Raw genomic sequence first — 16,648 nt, 5'->3', positions numbered from 1 at the left:
GTCTGGTTCGGTGAAGGAGGGAGATTGTCATCTCAAGATGGGACGCCAGACTACCAGAAAGGCCTCACCTTCTCAATTACATTCCCGCTCCACAACAATCCGCCAGCCACTGGCCGGGGCCTCTCCACAGTATTTGTCGGAAAGCCACAAGTTGCCAACTCCGACGACTTCTTCATGGCCGTTCAGCACCTCGATAAACAGCGGCAGCCGGGCCCTTTCCCAGGGTGGAACACCTTTTTCCTGAAGCCAGTTTTTCAACGATTTCGACGGGCCACCAGCGGCTGGTCGGATGCGCTCGCCCCCTGCCCTCGTAGATACCCTTATTTCCGGCGCCGGTGTTTTACGCTTACCCGACGCCGCCAGGGTCAATCGCCATCCACCCCACGAAAGCTGCTGATCTGGAACCAGGACTGGCTTTCCTGCAGGCAATGCCGTGAATTCAGGAACCAGATGCAGGCAACCCTGAAAACGTCGAATCACGAACCCCGCTCCCCGAAGCTCCGGCTCCCTGTCCACCGGCGAGCTCAGAAAATCCCCCAGGACCTGTGACCAGTCCGCAATGGTGGGGGGCTCGTGATGAAAATACCTTATCCACCATCGCAGCAGGTTTTTCTGTTCCGCCAGAGACAACGCCCCAACCGCACTCAAGCAAAGCTCACCGGAATGACCGGCACATTGCTGAAAATGGATTTCCGCCAGCTTTCCGGCCAATTCGCCCCCCTCGCGGCACGAATGGGCAGTATGACCCATGCGACTGATCAGCGACGGCCAGCGTGACTTCAGGAGAGGGAAAATCGACGTCCGGAGAAAATTGCGATCAAAGCGCTCATCGGTATTACTCGGATCTTCCACCCACTCGATACCCCGCTCAACAGCCCAGCGATGAAGCTCTATGCGACTGAAATCGAGCAGTGGCCGATACAGCTGACCGGCACCCAGAGGCCGCGTCATCGGCATACCGCTCAGCCCCGCCACGCCGGTCCCACGCAACAACCGAAACAACACCGTTTCAGCCTGATCATCGCCATGGTGGGCCATCAACAGCAACTCATCCGGAACCAGAATTTCCTCGAATACCTGGTAACGCGCATTCCGGGCCGCTTCTTCAACACCACCACTGACACCAACGTCGGGAGTCTCGCGAACACTGACGGCAACCCGGCGGCTGTCGAGGGGTACGCCAAGCTGTCGACAAACCTGCTGACAGAAGCGCTCGGTTTGATCAGCATTGGGCTGCAACTGATGATTTACATGAACCGCAGAAACCTGACCGCTATGGGCATACAACTGGGCAGCAACATGGAGAAGCAGAACAGAATCCATGCCTCCGCTAAGGGCAATACGCAGGTGTGAATGGGGAGGCAGTTGTCTGACCGGGGCACATAGCGCCTCCGGCCAGTCTCGTCCGGAGCCGGGGTTACCGGCCAGTGTCATATCGGGTCAACCGCTCGTAGCGGCGAGACACCAGTTCGTCGGCCGGAAGGCGACTGAGTTCGGCGATGCCCTTGCTCAGGGTCGCACGTAGGGATTCTGCCATTTCTTCCGGACTGCGGTGCGCTCCACCCAGGGGCTCTATAATGACGTTGTCCGCCAGCTTAAGGTCTTTCAGACGGTCGGCAGTCACGCCCATCGCCTCTGCTGCCTGGGATGCGTATTCGGCACTCTTCCACAGGATCGACGCACAACCTTCCGGAGAAATCACGGCGTAGGTGGAATACTGCAGCATGTTGAGCTGGTCGCAGACACCAATGGCCAGGGCGCCCCCCGAGCCGCCCTCACCCACCACGGTGGAAATGATCGGCGTTTTCAGGCGCGACATCACCGCCAGGTTGAAAGCAATCGCTTCACTCTGGCCGCGCTCTTCGGCGCCGATGCCGGGATAGGCGCCCGGAGTATCGATAAAGGTCAGGATCGGCATGCGGAAGCGCTCGGCCATTTCCATCAACCGCAAAGCTTTGCGGTACCCTTCCGGGCGCGGCATACCAAAATTCCGCTTTACCTTGTCGCGCACTTCCCGGCCTTTCTGGTGGCCAATCACCATGACCGGCTTGCCATCCAGACGGGCAGTGCCACCAACGATGGCCTGGTCGTCCGCATAACGACGGTCACCATGCAACTCGTCGAAGTCGTCAAAGATCATGTCGACGTAGTCGAGGGTGTAGGGCCGGCGGGGATGACGCGCCAAGCGGGCCACGTCCCAGGGTTTGAGGTCCGAGAAGATACTTTCAGTCAGACTGACACTTTTCTTGCGCAGCCGGCTGATCTCGTCGGTGATGTTGATATCGGTATCATTCCCCACCATGCGAAGCTCTTCAATCTTGGCTTCAAGGTCGGCAATCGGCTGTTCGAAATCCAGATAGTTAGGGTTCATGATGTTCCATCATTTGCTTGCAAGGCGAGAATGTAAGTCGCCAAACCAGAATTTTGGACAAAGATAGCAGCGCCCGGGCGTTGGCTAAAGCGGACCTTCGTATGAGGCCGCTTTCTGACAAAAACGTAATTTTTCAACGTGCCCGCCATACCCGGGATGAACCTTGCCGGATAGTATCAATCATAGACCAGTTCTACCGACTGGTCGCCTACTAGGTATTTCAGCTCTAATAACAGGTCATCATCGGGCTGAACGCGCCACGATTCGCCCAGTTCGATACGGGTACTGGCATTATCGCTTCTGTACTCAATCCACACCGGGCTGCCCTCGCAACGGAAGGGCCTCAGCGTTGAGTCCAGTTTGTCCAGCAGGCCGTTCTGAAGCTGATCCGCGTGAATGTCCAGTTTGAGCCCACGGCTGAACTGTTGTCGGGCCGTACCCACATCCATCACCGAATTGACGCGCATCTTCATCTGGCCGGAATAATCATCATGGCTGACCTGCCCTTCCACCACAATGACCTGGTCTGACTGCAGCAACTCCCGATTCTCGAAAAACGCCTCCGAAAACAGGGTAGCTTCGATGCGGGCACTGCGATCGTCCAAAGTGATAAACGCCATGGTCGACCCTGTTCGGGTTTTCATGGATCGCTGGGCCACCACAAGGCCGGCAACCCGTTGGGGCTGACGTGCAGGCTTAAGGTCAGCGATGGAGGAGCGCACAAACCGCCGCACTTCCTTCTCATATTCATCGAACGGGTGACCAGTCAGATAAAGACCCAGGGTATCTTTTTCGCCCTTGAGGCGCTCTTTCTTGGGCCACTCCCGCACGTTCGCCACGTCGGAGTATGGGTCGCCGTCTTCCCCGCCCATCAGCATTTCACCGAACATATCGGTCATGCCCACGGACTCGTTGCGGGATTGCTGTCCAGCCTGCTGGATGGCCTTATCGATACTGGCCATCAATTGGGCACGCCCGGCACCCAGTTTGTCCATAGCGCCCGAGCGGATCAGGGCCTCCATGGCACGTTTATTGACCTTCTTGAGATCCACTCGACGACAAAAATCAAAAATATCCTGATAGGGTTCGCCGTCGGCGCGGCCAGCCTGAATACTGCCAATCGGGCCTTCACCAAGCCCTTTGATGGCGCCCAGGCCATACACGATGGCACCATCGTCATTAACGGTAAACGTGTACTCAGAGCGACTGACGTCGGGCACCAGCAGCTCCAGCCCCATGCTGCGGCACTCCTCGACCAGCGTGACCACCTTGTCGGTGTTCTGCATATCCGCTGTAAGTACCGCCGCCATGAACTCAGCGGGATAATGGGCCTTCAGCCACAGGGTCTGGTAGGAGACCAGCGCGTAGGCAGCCGAGTGGGATTTGTTGAAACCATAGCCGGCAAACTTTTCCACCAGGTCGAATATGTTTTCCGCCAGGGCCTTGTTGATGTCATTGCCTTCGCAGCCGTCGAGAAAGAACTGCTTCTGCTTGGCCATTTCCTCGGGCTTTTTCTTACCCATGGCCCGGCGCAGCATGTCGGCGTTACCGAGACTGTAGCCGGCCATCACCTGGGCAATCTGCATGACCTGTTCCTGATACAGGATAACCCCATAGGTGGGCTCAAGAACGGGCTTCAAGCCCTCATACTGATAATCCGGATGCGGGAATGACATCGGTTGTTTGCCATGCTTCCGGTCGATGAAGTCATCCACCATGCCCGATTGCAGCGGCCCCGGACGGAACAAGGCCACCAGGGCGATCATGTCCTCCAGCGAGTCCGGTTGCAGGCGACGGATCAGGTCTTTCATGCCGCGGGATTCAAGCTGGAACACCGCGGTGGTTTCCGCCTTCTTGAGCATGTCGAACGATGGCACGTCGTCCAGCGGAATCTCGTTAATGTCCAGCGCCGGCTTGCCCTGCTTCTCCAGGCGCGGGTTAATCATCTTCAGGGCCCAGTCGATGATGGTCAGGGTCCGCAGCCCCAGGAAGTCAAACTTCACCAGGCCGGCGTCTTCCACATCGCCCTTGTCGAACTGGGTCACCAGGCTGCCGCCCTCGTCATCACAGTACAGCGGCGAGAAATCGGTAATCTTGGTGGGTGCAATCACCACGCCGCCGGCGTGCTTACCAGCGTTACGGCAGACACCCTCAAGTTTCAGGGCCATCTCCCAGATTTCCTGGGCTTCCTCATCGTTTTCCAGGAACTCAACCAGCTGCGGCTCCTGCTCCAGGGCCTTCTCCAGGGTCATGCCCGGCTCGAAGGGGATCATTTTGGACAGTTTGTCCGCCAGCCCGTAGGACTTGCCCTGAACCCGGGCAACGTCCCGCACAACCGCCTTGGCAGCCATGGTGCCGAAGGTAATGATCTGAGACACAGCCTCGCGGCCATATTTCTCCGCAACATAGGCAATAACACGGTCACGCCCTTCCATGCAGAAGTCGACGTCAAAGTCAGGCATGGAGACCCGTTCCGGGTTCAGGAAGCGCTCGAACAGGAGATCGTATTCCAAGGGGTCAAGATCGGTAATCAACTGGGCGTAGGCCACCAGGGAACCAGCACCGGAACCCCGGCCGGGCCCCACGGGTACGCCGTTATTCTTGGCCCACTTGATGAAGTCCATAACGATCAGGAAGTAGCCCGGGAACCCCATCTGGATGATGATATCCAGTTCAAAATTCAGACGCTTGTAATAAGCCGCACGCTTGCTGTCGTACTCCGGATCGTCCTTGCTGAGGGTTTTCGCCAGCCGCTCTTCCAGGCCCTCTTCCGACACCTTTCGGAAGTAGTCGTCCATGGTCATGCCATCGGGGATGGGGTAATTGGGCAGGAAATACTCCCCCATGCGCACCTGAACTGAGCAGCGCCGGGCGATTTCCACTGTATTCTCGACCGCCTCGGGTATATCGGCAAACAGCTCAATCATTTCGTCGGCGCTGCGCAGGTACTGCTGGTCGCTGAAGCGTCGGTCCCGCCTCGGATCATCCAGAGTGCGGCTTTCACCAATACAGACCCTTGCCTCGTGGGCCTCGAAATCCTCGGCATGGAGGAAGTGGACGTCGTTTGTCGCCACCACCGGGCAGCTTAGCGACTCTGCCAACTCAACATTCAGATGCAGGCAGTCTTCATCCCCCGGGCGGCCCGTACGTTGCAACTCCAGGTAAAACGACTCGGGGTAAAGGTTCATCCAGTATTCGGCACGCTGTCGGGCGAGATCCAGCTTGCCCGACATCAGAGCCTTACCCACATCCCCCAATCGCGCTCCGGACAGAGCAATCAGCCCCTCCGCGCGGCTTTCAAGCCACTTGCGCTGGACAATCGGCTTACCGAAACGCTGCCCCTCCGTATAGCCCAGCGATACCACCTCGGTCAGATTCAGGTAGCCATCGTTGTTACGAGCCAGCAGAGTGATGCGAAACGGGTTGTCGGGCTCGTCCGGGTTTTCGACCCACAGGTCTGCGCCGATAACGGGCTTCACCCCGGCTCCCATGGCCGCCTTGTAGAAACGCACCAGGGAGCACATATTGGACTGCTCCGTTAGCCCGACAGCGGGCATGCCCAACTCCGCAGCCCGGCCAATCAGCGGTTTCACGCGCACCAGGCCGTCTACCATGGAGTATTCGGAATGCACGCGGAGGTGGACAAAGGTCTGTGACATAGCGTCGGAATATTCCTGCAGGTTAATGACGGTTCAGGCCAGGTCAGCGACCGATCAATTCTTTGATGTCTTCTTCAGTCTGCGGGCCGAAACGGGCCTCGACGAGGTCTCCATCCGGATCCACAATAAACGTTGCAGGCAAGGCCACGGGTGTTTTCCAGCCAAACTGCGGCCCAGGATCCTCTGCCAACATGCTGTACTCAATACCCATTTCCTGCCCCAGATCGATCAACTCCTGACCACGAATATCATCAAAATTCACGCCCAGGACCACCACGGCACTGGCTCTGTCGATACTGTTCAATTCTGGAATTTCCTCCAGGCAGGGTTTGCACCACTCGGCCCAGTAATTGACCAGCACCCAGTGGCCCCGCAGGCTCTCCCACTCCAGCACGGTTCCGTCCGGCTTTTCAAACTCGTGATTCTGGCAGCCTGCCAGCGACAATAAGGCCAAAATTATACCGCCCCGGCACAACCCGGTGGAATAACGCACCAGTGCAGGATACTTTACTGGGTATCGCGCAGGGTATTGCACAGAGTAACCTCCTGTTAGACTACGGCGCTCAGACAAACTTGCGGTTAACCTGACCTGGGAAGAGGGAGAACCATGACAGAACCGACCCGAATTTTCCACAATCCTCGCTGCTCAAAATCTCGGCAAACCCTTGAACTCCTTCGCGAACAAGGTGTTGAACCAGACATTATACGTTACCTGGAAACGCCACCGACAGAGCAGATCCTGGAACACATCCTCGCAGCTCTGGACATCACTCCCAGAGAACTGATGAGAACCAGGGAAAAGGAATACAAGGAACAGGGACTGGACGATCCGGAGTTGGGTCGTGAAACCCTGATCAAAGCCATGGTCGATACGCCGAAGCTGATCGAGCGCCCAATCGTGATCAGGGGTAACAAGGTTGCTCTGGGCAGACCGCCCGAAAACGTACTGAGCATTCTTTAACCGGAGACACCCAATGGCGACCACCTCGCCCTACATTCTGGTGCTATATTACAGCCGCACCGGACAAACGGCCGAATTGGCCGCTCAGATCGCACGGGGCGTATCCCGCGTTCAGGGCATGGATGCCAGGATTCGCACCGTGCCCAGCGTGTCACCGGATACCGAGGCATCGTTGCCAACGGTGCCGGACGACGGCGCACCTTATGCCAGCAAGGATGATCTGGCGAACTGCGCCGGCCTGGCGATCGGCAGCCCGACCCGCTTTGGCAACATGGCAGCACCACTGAAATATTTTCTCGACAGCACCGGCGACCTGTGGTTGAACGGAACCCTCAGCGGAAAGCCTGCTGGCGCGTTTACGTCCACCGGTAGCCTGCATGGCGGTCAGGAAAGCACCCTGCTGACGATGATGGTGCCACTACTGCACCATGGAATGGTGCTGTGCGGTGTGCCCTATTCGGAAAACGCGCTCAACGAGACCTCTGCAGGGGGGACCCCTTACGGCCCCTCCCACTGGGCCGGAACCGGAGAGCCACAGGCCGTGAACGACCATGAAAAAGCCATATGCCAGACGTTTGGCGAACGCCTTGCCCAACTTGCCATGAAATTGCGCTAACCCCGGCGCCACTCAACGACAACGGATCACCGAATGCTTCACAACCCCAAAGCCCGAATTACCGCCCGCCTGACCATCCTGCTTTATCTCGCCACCCTGGCGGCCCTGCTTGTCAGCACCTTTTACCCCGCGCAAGTCGAGGGCGTTTCCGTCACGCTGATGCTCAGCGTAAAACTGATCCCGCTGTTGGCCTTTGCCATACCGGTGTTCCGGGGCCACAACCGCGGTTATATCTGGCTCAGTTTCGTGGTGATTTTCTATTTTACCCAGTACGTCGTATCGTCCTGGCTCAGCGAAGGCGCTGTCACCCCTCTGATCATCGCGGCACTGACCTTCCTGCTGTTTACTGTGGCCATGGTCCACCTTAAGGTGAACCGTCCTCTGCCCGTTACAGAAACCTGACAGGAAACGCATCATGGCCGACAGCTCCCATCCACCCGCGCCACATAGAAGTACCTTGACCCTGAGGGATATCTGCACGGCGCTGGTCACCGGTGGTGAGATTACCCAGGAGGATGCCGAACGGGTTCTCTCGGCCAACATTGGCATCCAGACAGGAGGCAGCGGGCCCGCCAGCCAGCGTCATCCACTGGAGCTGGTCGCCAAGGCCGGGTTGGAGAGCCAGAAAACCAGCCGCACGCTGGATCTGGACAGACTGACCCAATGGCTCGCGGAGTGGGCGGAACAGCCCTACTACCACATTGACCCCCTGAAGATAGACACACCCGCGATTGCCCGGGTGATGTCCTACGCCTTCGCCCAGCGACACGGCATTCTCGCGGTTGAAATAGGCGAGGACGAAGTTCTCATCGCCAGCACCGAACCCTTCAAGAATGACTGGGAAGGCAACCTGCGCCAGGCGATCAGAAAAGACATCCGCCGCGTGGTCGCCAACCCCGAGGATATCCGCCGATACACCGTCGAGTTCTATCAACTGGCGAGTTCCGTCAGCAAGGCAGGCGGCAACAACGCTGCCAACCCCGCCGGTGCCCAGAATTTCGAGCAACTGCTGGACCTTGGGGCCAGCGAACACCCGGATGCCAACGATCAGCACGTGGTCAAGATTGTTGACTGGCTGCTGCAATACGCATTCGACCAACGCGCATCGGACATTCACATTGAACCACGACGCAACGTCACCCAGGTGCGCTTTCGCATCGACGGGGTGCTGCACAACGTCTACGAATTTCCGGATCAGGTCGGCGTGGCCGTTACCAGCCGCCTGAAGATTCTCGGCAGGCTGAATGTTGCGGAAAAGCGCCGTCCCCAGGATGGCCGGATCAAAACCCGAAAGCCGGACAACAGCGAAGTGGAGTTGCGGCTGGCGACCATGCCAACCGCCTTTGGCGAGAAAATGGTGTTGCGGATTTTTGACCCGGAAGTGTTGCTGAAATCCTACGAACAACTGGGCTTTTCCAAGGAAGACCGGGAACGCTGGCAGGCTATCACCGACCACCCCCACGGTATTGTTCTGGTCACCGGGCCCACCGGCTCTGGCAAAACCACTACCCTGTACTCAACCCTCAAGCAGTTGGCCACCCCCGAGGTGAACATCTGCACCATTGAGGACCCGATTGAGATGGTGGAGCCGGCTTTCAACCAGATGCAGGTTCAGACCAATATCGAACTGACGTTTGCTTCAGGCGTGCGGGCGCTACTGCGACAGGACCCGGACATCATCATGATTGGTGAGATCCGTGACCTGGAAACTGCAGAAATGGCAGTTCAGGCTGCCCTTACCGGGCACCTCGTGCTATCCACTCTGCACACCAACGATGCCCCCAGCGCCATTACCCGATTGATGGAACTGGGCATCCCCCCTTACCTGATTCGTGCAACGGTGCTGGGCGTGATGGCACAACGGCTAACCAGGACCCTGTGCCCCCACTGCAAGGCGCCGGGGCCAGTGGACGCGCAGGCCTGGCAAAGCCTCACCCGCCCCTGGAAAGCCACCATGCCCAAACAGGTCTACCACCCGGTTGGCTGCCTGGAGTGCCGGAATACAGGCTACTACGGCCGGGCGGGCGTGTATGAAATCATGCAACTTTCCGGCAACCTGATCCGGCAGATTACCGAGCAGTGTGAGCTCGACCAACTGAGAGTGGATGCGTACAAGGATGGCATGAAATCGCTGCGGCTCAGTGGCGCGCAGAAGGTGGCAGCCGGCTCCACCACGGTCGAGGAAATCCTGCGGGTAACCCCCGAAAGCCAGCGTTAATACGCTCCCAGTTTTCATGCTCGAAATGGTCGGGCCTTACGGGAGAGATGCTCCGCACTGACTAAGCAACTGCCGCCAGCGCTCATGATGGTCGGTTATGGCCCGGTCCAGTTGCCCCCAGACGCTGTCGGTATTGTCCGTATCCAGGTAGTGCCTGTACCACTCGCGAAAAGCAGGCGGCATAGTCTTCGACTGTTGGCTCGCCAACGTATCCAGCGGCCTGATCAGCGCCGCCTTTGCCTGTTCAATGCTGTCGAGATAGTCCTCAATGCCGCCGCCATAACCGTTGGTGTAGGTTTCCACAAGACCGGCTGGCGGCTCTTCAGAATCCGATCCCGGGCAAAGTGGCTCTCCTTCCACTCTCTCGACCAACAAAGCTGTTGCGTCATCAAGCCGCGCGGTTATCAGCCGTGCGCTGTTCAATAGCTGACCGGCACGATGTTCAGCCTGCCAGAGCTGATGCACACCACCCACGTAATCCAGCGGCTCGCCTGTGTTACCACCCAGCAAGCCTCTGACCGTCTGGTTGACACGCTTTATGCCGGAGGCCAACTCCGCCAGAGTTTTGTCATCATCCGCCCCGGGGTAATATCCCTGCGACAAGGTAAACAGCCGTTCAATCTCTTCCACACCCCAGGTGGCGTTCCATACCGCAATGGGGAGCGTTTCGACCTTACGCTTGATAGCCTCTTCCAACTCCTCCTGCATGCCCTCACGCTCCGTTTCCGGAATACAGGCTTTAGCGGCACGGATGAACCGTGCTTCATAACGCAAACGGTTCAATGGTTGCATCACCTTCCCCATAATCGAGTTCCTTTCACCGACTACGTATTGCAACTCACATCCGTAGAGAGACAGGAAATCGAGCATTCCCATATCCAGATCTGGCATGTCGAGAACGCGTTCCCGCCGACGCGGGATTTGGGGAACAGGGGCTATATCGGAGAGTTCGGGACGCAGTTCCAGAGCATCCGCCACGCTCTCGACGTACCCATCCATCATATCTGGAACACCGGAATCCGGCGCGCAGCCGGCAAGGTATAGGCACACCAAAGGCATTATCAGGCATCGAACGTCAGGCACCATGGAGGGTCAACCCTGCTGCAGAAACCTGTCGACCCCTGCAAAGTCCGTAGCCACCGCCCGCTTCGTGTCCGGCAGATCTCCCTCACGTACAAGCCAGACCGTGCGCAGGCCAGCTTCCTCAGCGGCCTTCAGTTCAGCCTCAACATCGGAGAGAAACAACACCGTTCGGGGCTCGACACCCAATTCGTCGATGATGTTGCTGTAGGAGGTTGATTCCTTCTTACCGCCAATACGGGTATCAAAGTAACCGGAAAAGAACGGCGTTAAATCCCCAGCTTCGCTGAAACCGAAAATCAGCTTCTGCGCCTTCACAGAACCGGAAGAGTATACGAACAGCCGCAAACCCCGATCATGCCAGCGCTGCAGATACTCGGCGGCATCGTCGTAGATGTGTCCCTGGAACGCACCCTGCTGGTAACCCTGCTCCCAGAGCATTCCCTGCAAGGCCTTCAAAGGTGTTTCCTTGCGATCTTCCCGAATCCAGGTATCCAGCACCTCAACAAGCCCGTCGATATCCTCCCTGGCGACACCTGAGGTCTGGGCAACGGCATCCAACTGCTCACGGATTTCCGTGCTGTCCGCCGCACCTTCCCGTACAAACTCGGCCATATGCTTCGCCGAGTAGGGAAACAAAACCTCATGCACAAAGGAAATCGAACTGGTGGTTCCCTCGATATCCGTCAGGATCACGCGGATCATCCAGCCACTCCCGCCAGGCGCTCATAGCGCGGCAGCCGGCTGGCAATGTCTTCACCCGTGAAGTCCGCCACCCAGCCTTCCGGGTTGGTAAACAGACGGATACAGGTAAACGCAGGCTCCGGCCCCATATCAAACCAGTGGCGTGTGCCATCCGGCACGCTGATAAGGTCATTTTTCTGGCACAGAACAGCGTACACCTGGTCACCAAAATGCAGGTAAAAGAGGCCCTGCCCGCGAACAAAGAAACGCACTTCGTCTTCGCTGTGCACATGCTCATCCAGAAATTTCTGGCGGAAGGCCTCTTTCTGCGGGTTGTCCGGGTTCAGGCTGATGACATCCGCAGCCTGGAAGCCACATTCCTCCTTCAGTGCCTGGATCTCACCGGAATAGGCCTCAAGAATGTCGTCAGATGACGCGTCTGCAGGCAGATCCCGGGTAGCCCATTGTTCGAAACGTACGCCGTGCTCGGCCAGCAGGTTGGCGATTTTGCCCGCGTCTTCGGTAACAATGCGGGGGGATTCGGGCGCACTTTGGTCAAAGATACTCAAGGTTGTCATCGGCGAACCCTCATGGTTTCAAGCTCACATTCGAAAAGGAATTCAAAGGCTTCGACGTGGCGCAGGCAGTCTGACATGGTCCTGCCCCAGGTATAAAGGCCGTGCCCACGAATCAGGTAACCCGGTTGTTCAGGGTGCTGACGAAACCAGTCTTCGGTTTGCTCCGCCAGCGCCGGAATATCCTGGGTATTGTCGAAAACCGGCACGGTCAGTCGCGACTCGTGAGTATCAACCCCCGAAAACGCTTTCTGTAACTCGTACCCCTGTAATGTCAGCGGTTCTCCGGCGGGCAATAACCGGCTCAGCACCGTTGCCTTGACGGAGTGGGTATGCAAAACCGCGCCAACGTCCGGAAAGGCCTGGTAAAGAACCGTATGCAAACGTGTTTCCGCCGACGCGCGGGCATTGCTCTGAACGGGGTTGCCAGCAAGGTCCACCACCATAACATCACCCGCCGCCAACTGGCCTTTGTGTCGGCCGGACACCGTGACGGCGATATGCTGATCATCGATCCGCGCCGAATAGTTGCTACTGGTGGCCGGCGACCAGCCCTGGCCGTAGAGAAACCGGCCCGCATCCATGATGGACTGCGCGGCAATGGCGTAGCGGGTTACGTCAAACAAAAGTCACCTCGGAACAGACACGCCGGATCAGCGCTTGATCATTCCCATTATAAGGATGAGCGTGCCGCCCGCAAAGGCCGACGAACGCTCACCGATCAGCTTTAAAAGCCACGGGTTATACCGTGGCTTTCAGTGGAAGGCTGCGCTGGCGCTCCCCAGTCAGGGCAAACAACGCGTTACCCAGCGCCGGTATCACCGGTGGCACTCCCGGCTCCCCCACACCCGTGGGCGCCTCATCGCTTTCGACAATCTCCACCACCACCTCAGGCCGCTGGTCATGGCGCATCAGCGGGTAATCGTGGAAGTTGCTTTGCTGGACCTGTCCGTCTTCCAGGGTGATGTTGCCGTAGAGAGCCGCCGTAAGGCCAAATATGATGCCGCCCTCAATCTGGTCGCGAACAATGTCCGGGTTAACCACCTGGCCGCAATCCACGGCACAAAACACCTTGTGTACTCGGATTTCCCCGGCCTCAACGCTGGCTTCAACCACCTGGGCCACGTAAGTGCCGAAACTGCGGAACAGGGCGACTCCCCGGGCACGTCCTTCGGGCGCAGCGCTGTCCCATTGGGCAAGTCGTGCGGCCTTGTCCAGCACGCCGAGGTGTCGTGGTTCGTGATCAATCATTGAGCGTCGGAACTGGTACGGATCCTGGCCTAGTTCATGAGCCAACTCATCCATAAACGTTTCGACGGCAAAGCCGTTGTGAGAGAAGCCCACGGACCGCCACCAGGACACTGGCACCCCTGGATCTGTGTGCGTGTGGCGTATATCGAGATTCGGCACCCGATACGGGTATTCTATGGCGCCTTCAATGGCGGAATGATCCTTCGGAGTTGCGATGCCTTCGGCCATCAGCCCCACCCGCCCCAGAGTGCCGTACAACAACTTCGGAGCCCAAGGATACTGGGCTGGCGCAGCATTGCGCACATACCAGTCCAGTATTTGCGGGCCGACAATCTGATGGTGCCAGCCAGTGACGTGATCGCCGCTGACACTGGCCCGCATCCGGTGCAGCATGGCCGGTCGATAAACATCGTGACGGGTATCCTCTTCCCGTGACCAGATCAGTTTGACCGGCCTGCGTACGCGGTAAGCGACAGACGCCGCTTCCTCGATGTAATCATTGGTCAGACGGCGCCCAAAGCCTCCGCCCAGGAAGGTGGTATGAATGGTCACTTCATCGGGCGAGAGGTCTGTCACCCTCGCTGCCGCAATCCGGCCAAGATCCGGCGCCTGGGTCGGTGCCCAGACTTCAATAGCACCATTCCGATACCAGGCCGTCGCATTCATCGGCTCCAACGTCGCATGGGCAAGGTAAGGCTGCTCATAGCTGGCGTCCACCACGCGTTCCGCACCTTGTAGTGCCTCGTCAAAATCACCTTCGCTACGCTCGCTTTCTCCCGAGTCTTCGTCGGCGGTTTTGCGGTACGAGGAAAACACCTGATCGGAGGAGACATTCAACGCGCCGTCATTATCCCATTCGATCGTCAGCGCGTCCTGAGCCTTACGGGCCCGCCAGTATTTATCCGCCACAACCGCTACGCCACGCTCGATCTCGAACACATCCAGCACGCCCGGTAACCGGCGAGCCGCGGTGTCATCGTATGACTTTACCCGAGCGCCGTAGCGCGCCGGGCGGGAAACCACGGCGTAAACCATACCTTCAAGCTCGACATCAATGCCGTAGATTGGCGCGCCGGTGGACTTGGCTTCGGCATCCAGGCGCCCCCGTTCCTTGCCGATGTATTTCCATTCCTTACGGGGTTTGAGCAATGGATCCTCGGGCACCGGCTGCTTCGCCGCCAGTTCCACCAGGCGACCGTAAGCCAGGCTGTCGCTTCCGTTCGGATGCATCACCCGGCCTTCGACCACCCGGCATTCAGCGGGGCTGACGTCCCAGACACTGGCTGCGGCGGCAACCAGCATAATGCGGGCAGAGGCTCCCGCCACCCGTAACGGTTGCCAACTGGTCGCCAGGCTGGTGCTGCCGCCGGTCAATTGCAGGTTGTAGAGAGGGTTGCGATATTCCGCGGCCGCAGGGGCAAATCGCGGCTTGATGGATGCTGGCGCCAACTCCAGCTCTTCCGCAATGAGAGTGGTCAGGCCGGTATAGGTTCCCTGCCCCATCTCAACACGCGCCAGGGTAAAATAAACCTGACCATCAGCAGTCAACTCCAGCCAGGCATCCGGTTTCCAGCTACCATCCTGCTCATCGTAACCAGTCTGGATGCCAGCGCAGCCCGGAAGCGAAAGCGACAGGACAAGCCCGCCAGAGGACCCGGCTGTTACTTTAAGGAAGTCGCGTCGATTCATGGACATATTACCCTTCCCCCTGATTGAGCCGGGCAGCGTCATCACCAACCACGGACTCAACCGCCGCAACGATGCGGGAATAAGTACCGCAACGGCAAAGGTTTCCGCTTACGGCGGCAACGATATCATCGCGGGAGGGTGCGCTGTTGTGCTGCAACAGATGCGCAGCACTCATAATCTGGCCAGACTGACAGTAGCCGCACTGGGGTACACCATGATCAATCCAAGCCTGCTGGAGAGGGTGCAGACTCCCATCGCTCGACAGTCCCTCAATGGTCGTCACGTGGCCACCATCGGCCAATTCAACCGGGGTGGAACAGGAGCGCACCGGATGTCCGTCCAGGTGCACGGTACAGGCCCCGCAAAGCCCCATGCCACATCCAAATTTGGTGCCCTTCAGTCCGAGTTCATCGCGAATCACCCATAGCAGCGGGGTATCGCTGTCTATGTCGAGCATCCGCTCCCGGCCATTTACGGTAAGGCTTACGGCCATGGTTGTTCTCTCCCATGCTGACCGGAGCCCTGCAGCCCCAGCTCAGTATTATTGTTATGAACGCTGGGCGTTCTTATTTGACGATGTCGTTGCCATCCTTATCGGTCCAGATTTTCCGTTCACCGGATTCCATTTTACCCTCGGAGTCCCAGACCTCGCGGTCTGTTGTCGCCTCTTCTACCTTGCCGTTGTCATTCCAGATGACCCGGTCTTTACATCCGGCCAGTGCCGCCACCACGAAAAGTACCAACATCAGTTGCTTCACACTTACCTCCGAACCGATTTTATCGGCGTTGGGTGAATAGTCAGGAGCCGTGAATTTCACGGTTACGCTGTTTGTCGCGATCGCCCTTGCGCACCATGACATAGACGGCACCGGTGCCGCCATGGCGCTTCTGGGCCGAATGAAACGCCAACACATCCTCCAGCTCTGGCAGCCACTTGGCCAGGTAACTCTTAAGCTGGGCAATACCGTCAGGATTACGCTCGCCCTTACCGTGGAGGATAATGACGGATCGAAGCCCATAGCGCACGCAATCGTTCATGAAACCAAACACCTCCCGACGCGCTTCTTCCACGGTCATTCGATGCAGGTCAAGACGTGCTTCAATCGGGTATTGCCCGAGGCGGAGCTTACGGAATACGCCATGCTGAACACCGGGCCGCTGCCAGCAGAGAACATCGTGGGCCGTCAGAGGCTCAACCATATCCGCCGTCAGTGGATTGCGGTCCCTCAGCGGCTGGTCTATAGCGGATCGCTGGCGTTCAAGGTGCCCTGGTGTCAGATCCTTTGGAGCTTTAACATCGGCTTTGTTCGGCTTCCGGATGCGGCGGACATCCTTCATCTCCTCCAGGAAGCTCAGGCGCTCATCTTTGGTTGTCATGGCGATATCATTTACCGTCGAAGTTGCATGGACTTTACCACCCGGCTCACCCATCATAAAGAAGGTCCCGCCGCCCAACCCAATGGCGGGCCTGGGCCGATCCATCCTCAGAGAAACATCGTAGGGTTGGTAAACAGACAGTTGGTCTACACTTCAGGCTCATAATA

16 protein-coding genes are annotated in these 16,648 nt (G+C 58.1%); 4 read left to right on the top strand and 12 right to left on the bottom strand.

The window, feature by feature from the left end; genetic code table 11:
• Nucleotides 1-72: 72 nt before the first annotated feature.
• The 4 genes from tilS to AC0B60_RS15895 form a co-directional block, all read right to left on the bottom strand.
• Nucleotides 73-1,434, bottom strand: coding sequence for a tRNA lysidine(34) synthetase TilS (gene tilS / locus AC0B60_RS15910; RefSeq protein WP_465086873.1), 1,362 nt, complete (start codon nt 1,432-1,434; stop codon nt 73-75).
• Nucleotides 1,418-2,371 (bottom strand): acetyl-CoA carboxylase carboxyl transferase subunit alpha, encoded by a 954-nt coding sequence (gene accA, locus AC0B60_RS15905; protein ID WP_465086872.1) that lies wholly within the window; start codon nt 2,369-2,371, stop codon nt 1,418-1,420. The genes tilS and accA overlap by 17 nt, the downstream gene beginning before the upstream one ends.
• Nucleotides 2,372-2,547: 176 nt before the next feature.
• Nucleotides 2,548-6,030: a DNA polymerase III subunit alpha gene (gene dnaE, locus AC0B60_RS15900; RefSeq protein WP_465086871.1), complete on the bottom strand. Its 3,483-nt coding sequence runs from the start codon at nt 6,028-6,030 to the stop codon at nt 2,548-2,550.
• A 43-nt stretch (nt 6,031-6,073) separates the two neighbouring features.
• Nucleotides 6,074-6,484, bottom strand: a complete 411-nt coding sequence (locus tag AC0B60_RS15895) for a TlpA family protein disulfide reductase (protein WP_465087063.1) — start codon at nt 6,482-6,484, stop codon at nt 6,074-6,076.
• Nucleotides 6,485-6,637: 153 nt separating this feature from the next.
• On the opposite strand from AC0B60_RS15895, the gene arsC reads away from it, so the two are divergent.
• From arsC to tfpB, 4 genes are read left to right on the top strand one after another with little or no spacing between them, the layout of a single operon-like run.
• Nucleotides 6,638-6,991 carry an arsenate reductase (glutaredoxin) gene (gene arsC, locus AC0B60_RS15890; RefSeq protein WP_465086870.1) on the top strand — a complete coding sequence of 118 codons (354 nt, stop codon included), beginning with the start codon at nt 6,638-6,640 and terminating at the stop codon, nt 6,989-6,991.
• Nucleotides 6,992-7,004: 13 nt separating this feature from the next.
• Nucleotides 7,005-7,607, top strand: coding sequence for an NAD(P)H:quinone oxidoreductase (gene wrbA / locus AC0B60_RS15885; RefSeq protein WP_465086869.1), 603 nt, complete (start codon nt 7,005-7,007; stop codon nt 7,605-7,607).
• Nucleotides 7,608-7,640: 33 nt separating this feature from the next.
• Entirely contained in the window at nt 7,641-8,009 is a 369-nt protein-coding gene (locus tag AC0B60_RS15880; RefSeq protein ID WP_465086868.1) for a DUF2069 domain-containing protein, read from the top strand.
• 13 nt (nt 8,010-8,022) lie between these two features.
• The gene (gene tfpB / locus AC0B60_RS15875) at nt 8,023-9,825 is read left to right on the top strand and encodes a type IV pilus assembly ATPase TfpB (protein WP_465086867.1); all 1,803 of its coding nucleotides are present in this window, start codon (nt 8,023-8,025) and stop codon (nt 9,823-9,825) included.
• Between the two features lie 36 nt (nt 9,826-9,861).
• On the opposite strand, the gene AC0B60_RS15870 is transcribed toward tfpB, so the two are convergent.
• The 8 genes from AC0B60_RS15870 to smrA all read right to left on the bottom strand — a co-directional run bounded on the left by AC0B60_RS15870 (nt 9,862) and on the right by smrA (nt 16,481).
• A complete protein-coding gene (locus AC0B60_RS15870; protein WP_465086866.1) occupies nt 9,862-10,827 on the bottom strand; it encodes a DUF3080 family protein in 966 nt (321 codons plus the stop codon).
• A gap of 90 nt (nt 10,828-10,917) precedes the next feature.
• The gene (mtnC, locus tag AC0B60_RS15865; RefSeq protein WP_465086864.1) at nt 10,918-11,610 is read right to left on the bottom strand and encodes an acireductone synthase; all 693 of its coding nucleotides are present in this window, start codon (nt 11,608-11,610) and stop codon (nt 10,918-10,920) included.
• Nucleotides 11,607-12,167 carry a 1,2-dihydroxy-3-keto-5-methylthiopentene dioxygenase gene (locus tag AC0B60_RS15860; protein ID WP_465086863.1) on the bottom strand — a complete coding sequence of 187 codons (561 nt, stop codon included), beginning with the start codon at nt 12,165-12,167 and terminating at the stop codon, nt 11,607-11,609. The genes mtnC and AC0B60_RS15860 overlap by 4 nt, the downstream gene beginning before the upstream one ends.
• Nucleotides 12,164-12,748 carry a methylthioribulose 1-phosphate dehydratase gene (locus AC0B60_RS15855; protein ID WP_465087062.1) on the bottom strand — a complete coding sequence of 195 codons (585 nt, stop codon included), beginning with the start codon at nt 12,746-12,748 and terminating at the stop codon, nt 12,164-12,166. Before AC0B60_RS15855 ends, AC0B60_RS15860 begins: the two co-directional genes overlap by 4 nt.
• 157 nt (nt 12,749-12,905) lie before the next feature.
• Nucleotides 12,906-15,110, bottom strand: a complete 2,205-nt coding sequence (locus tag AC0B60_RS15850) for a xanthine dehydrogenase family protein molybdopterin-binding subunit (RefSeq protein ID WP_465086862.1) — start codon at nt 15,108-15,110, stop codon at nt 12,906-12,908.
• A 1-nt stretch (nt 15,111) separates the two neighbouring features.
• On the bottom strand, nt 15,112-15,597 hold the full coding sequence (locus AC0B60_RS15845; protein ID WP_465086860.1) for a (2Fe-2S)-binding protein: 486 nt from the start codon (nt 15,595-15,597) through the stop codon (nt 15,112-15,114).
• A 73-nt stretch (nt 15,598-15,670) separates the two neighbouring features.
• Nucleotides 15,671-15,862, bottom strand: coding sequence for a hypothetical protein (locus AC0B60_RS15840; RefSeq protein ID WP_465086859.1), 192 nt, complete (start codon nt 15,860-15,862; stop codon nt 15,671-15,673).
• Nucleotides 15,863-15,902: 40 nt separating this feature from the next.
• Nucleotides 15,903-16,481 carry a DNA endonuclease SmrA gene (gene smrA / locus AC0B60_RS15835; RefSeq protein ID WP_465086858.1) on the bottom strand — a complete coding sequence of 193 codons (579 nt, stop codon included), beginning with the start codon at nt 16,479-16,481 and terminating at the stop codon, nt 15,903-15,905.
• Nucleotides 16,482-16,648: the final 167 nt, after the last annotated feature.

It is taken from the genome of Marinobacter sp. V34 (assembly GCF_055524115.1).
Note: the sequence above shows the minus strand (reverse complement) of the source record. Positions and strands in the feature narration are given on the sequence as shown.

Bases quoted from the DNA above. Each gene is read 5' to 3' on its own strand.
- AC0B60_RS15850 (WP_465086862.1), bottom strand. From the start codon at position 15,110: ATGTCCATGAATCGACGCGACTTCCTTAAAGTAACAGCCGGGTCCTCT.
- arsC (WP_465086870.1), top strand. From the start codon at position 6,638: ATGACAGAACCGACCCGAATTTTCCACAATCCTCGCTGCTCAAAATCT.
- smrA (WP_465086858.1), bottom strand. From the start codon at position 16,481: ATGACAACCAAAGATGAGCGCCTGAGCTTCCTGGAGGAGATGAAGGAT.
- dnaE (WP_465086871.1), bottom strand. From the start codon at position 6,030: ATGTCACAGACCTTTGTCCACCTCCGCGTGCATTCCGAATACTCCATG.
- mtnC (WP_465086864.1), bottom strand. From the start codon at position 11,610: ATGATCCGCGTGATCCTGACGGATATCGAGGGAACCACCAGTTCGATT.
- accA (WP_465086872.1), bottom strand. From the start codon at position 2,371: ATGAACCCTAACTATCTGGATTTCGAACAGCCGATTGCCGACCTTGAA.
- AC0B60_RS15845 (WP_465086860.1), bottom strand. From the start codon at position 15,597: ATGGCCGTAAGCCTTACCGTAAATGGCCGGGAGCGGATGCTCGACATA.
- AC0B60_RS15855 (WP_465087062.1), bottom strand. From the start codon at position 12,748: ATGGATGCGGGCCGGTTTCTCTACGGCCAGGGCTGGTCGCCGGCCACC.
- AC0B60_RS15880 (WP_465086868.1), top strand. From the start codon at position 7,641: ATGCTTCACAACCCCAAAGCCCGAATTACCGCCCGCCTGACCATCCTG.
- AC0B60_RS15860 (WP_465086863.1), bottom strand. From the start codon at position 12,167: ATGACAACCTTGAGTATCTTTGACCAAAGTGCGCCCGAATCCCCCCGC.
- AC0B60_RS15870 (WP_465086866.1), bottom strand. From the start codon at position 10,827: ATGATGGATGGGTACGTCGAGAGCGTGGCGGATGCTCTGGAACTGCGT.
- tilS (WP_465086873.1), bottom strand. From the start codon at position 1,434: ATGACACTGGCCGGTAACCCCGGCTCCGGACGAGACTGGCCGGAGGCG.
- tfpB (WP_465086867.1), top strand. From the start codon at position 8,023: ATGGCCGACAGCTCCCATCCACCCGCGCCACATAGAAGTACCTTGACC.
- wrbA (WP_465086869.1), top strand. From the start codon at position 7,005: ATGGCGACCACCTCGCCCTACATTCTGGTGCTATATTACAGCCGCACC.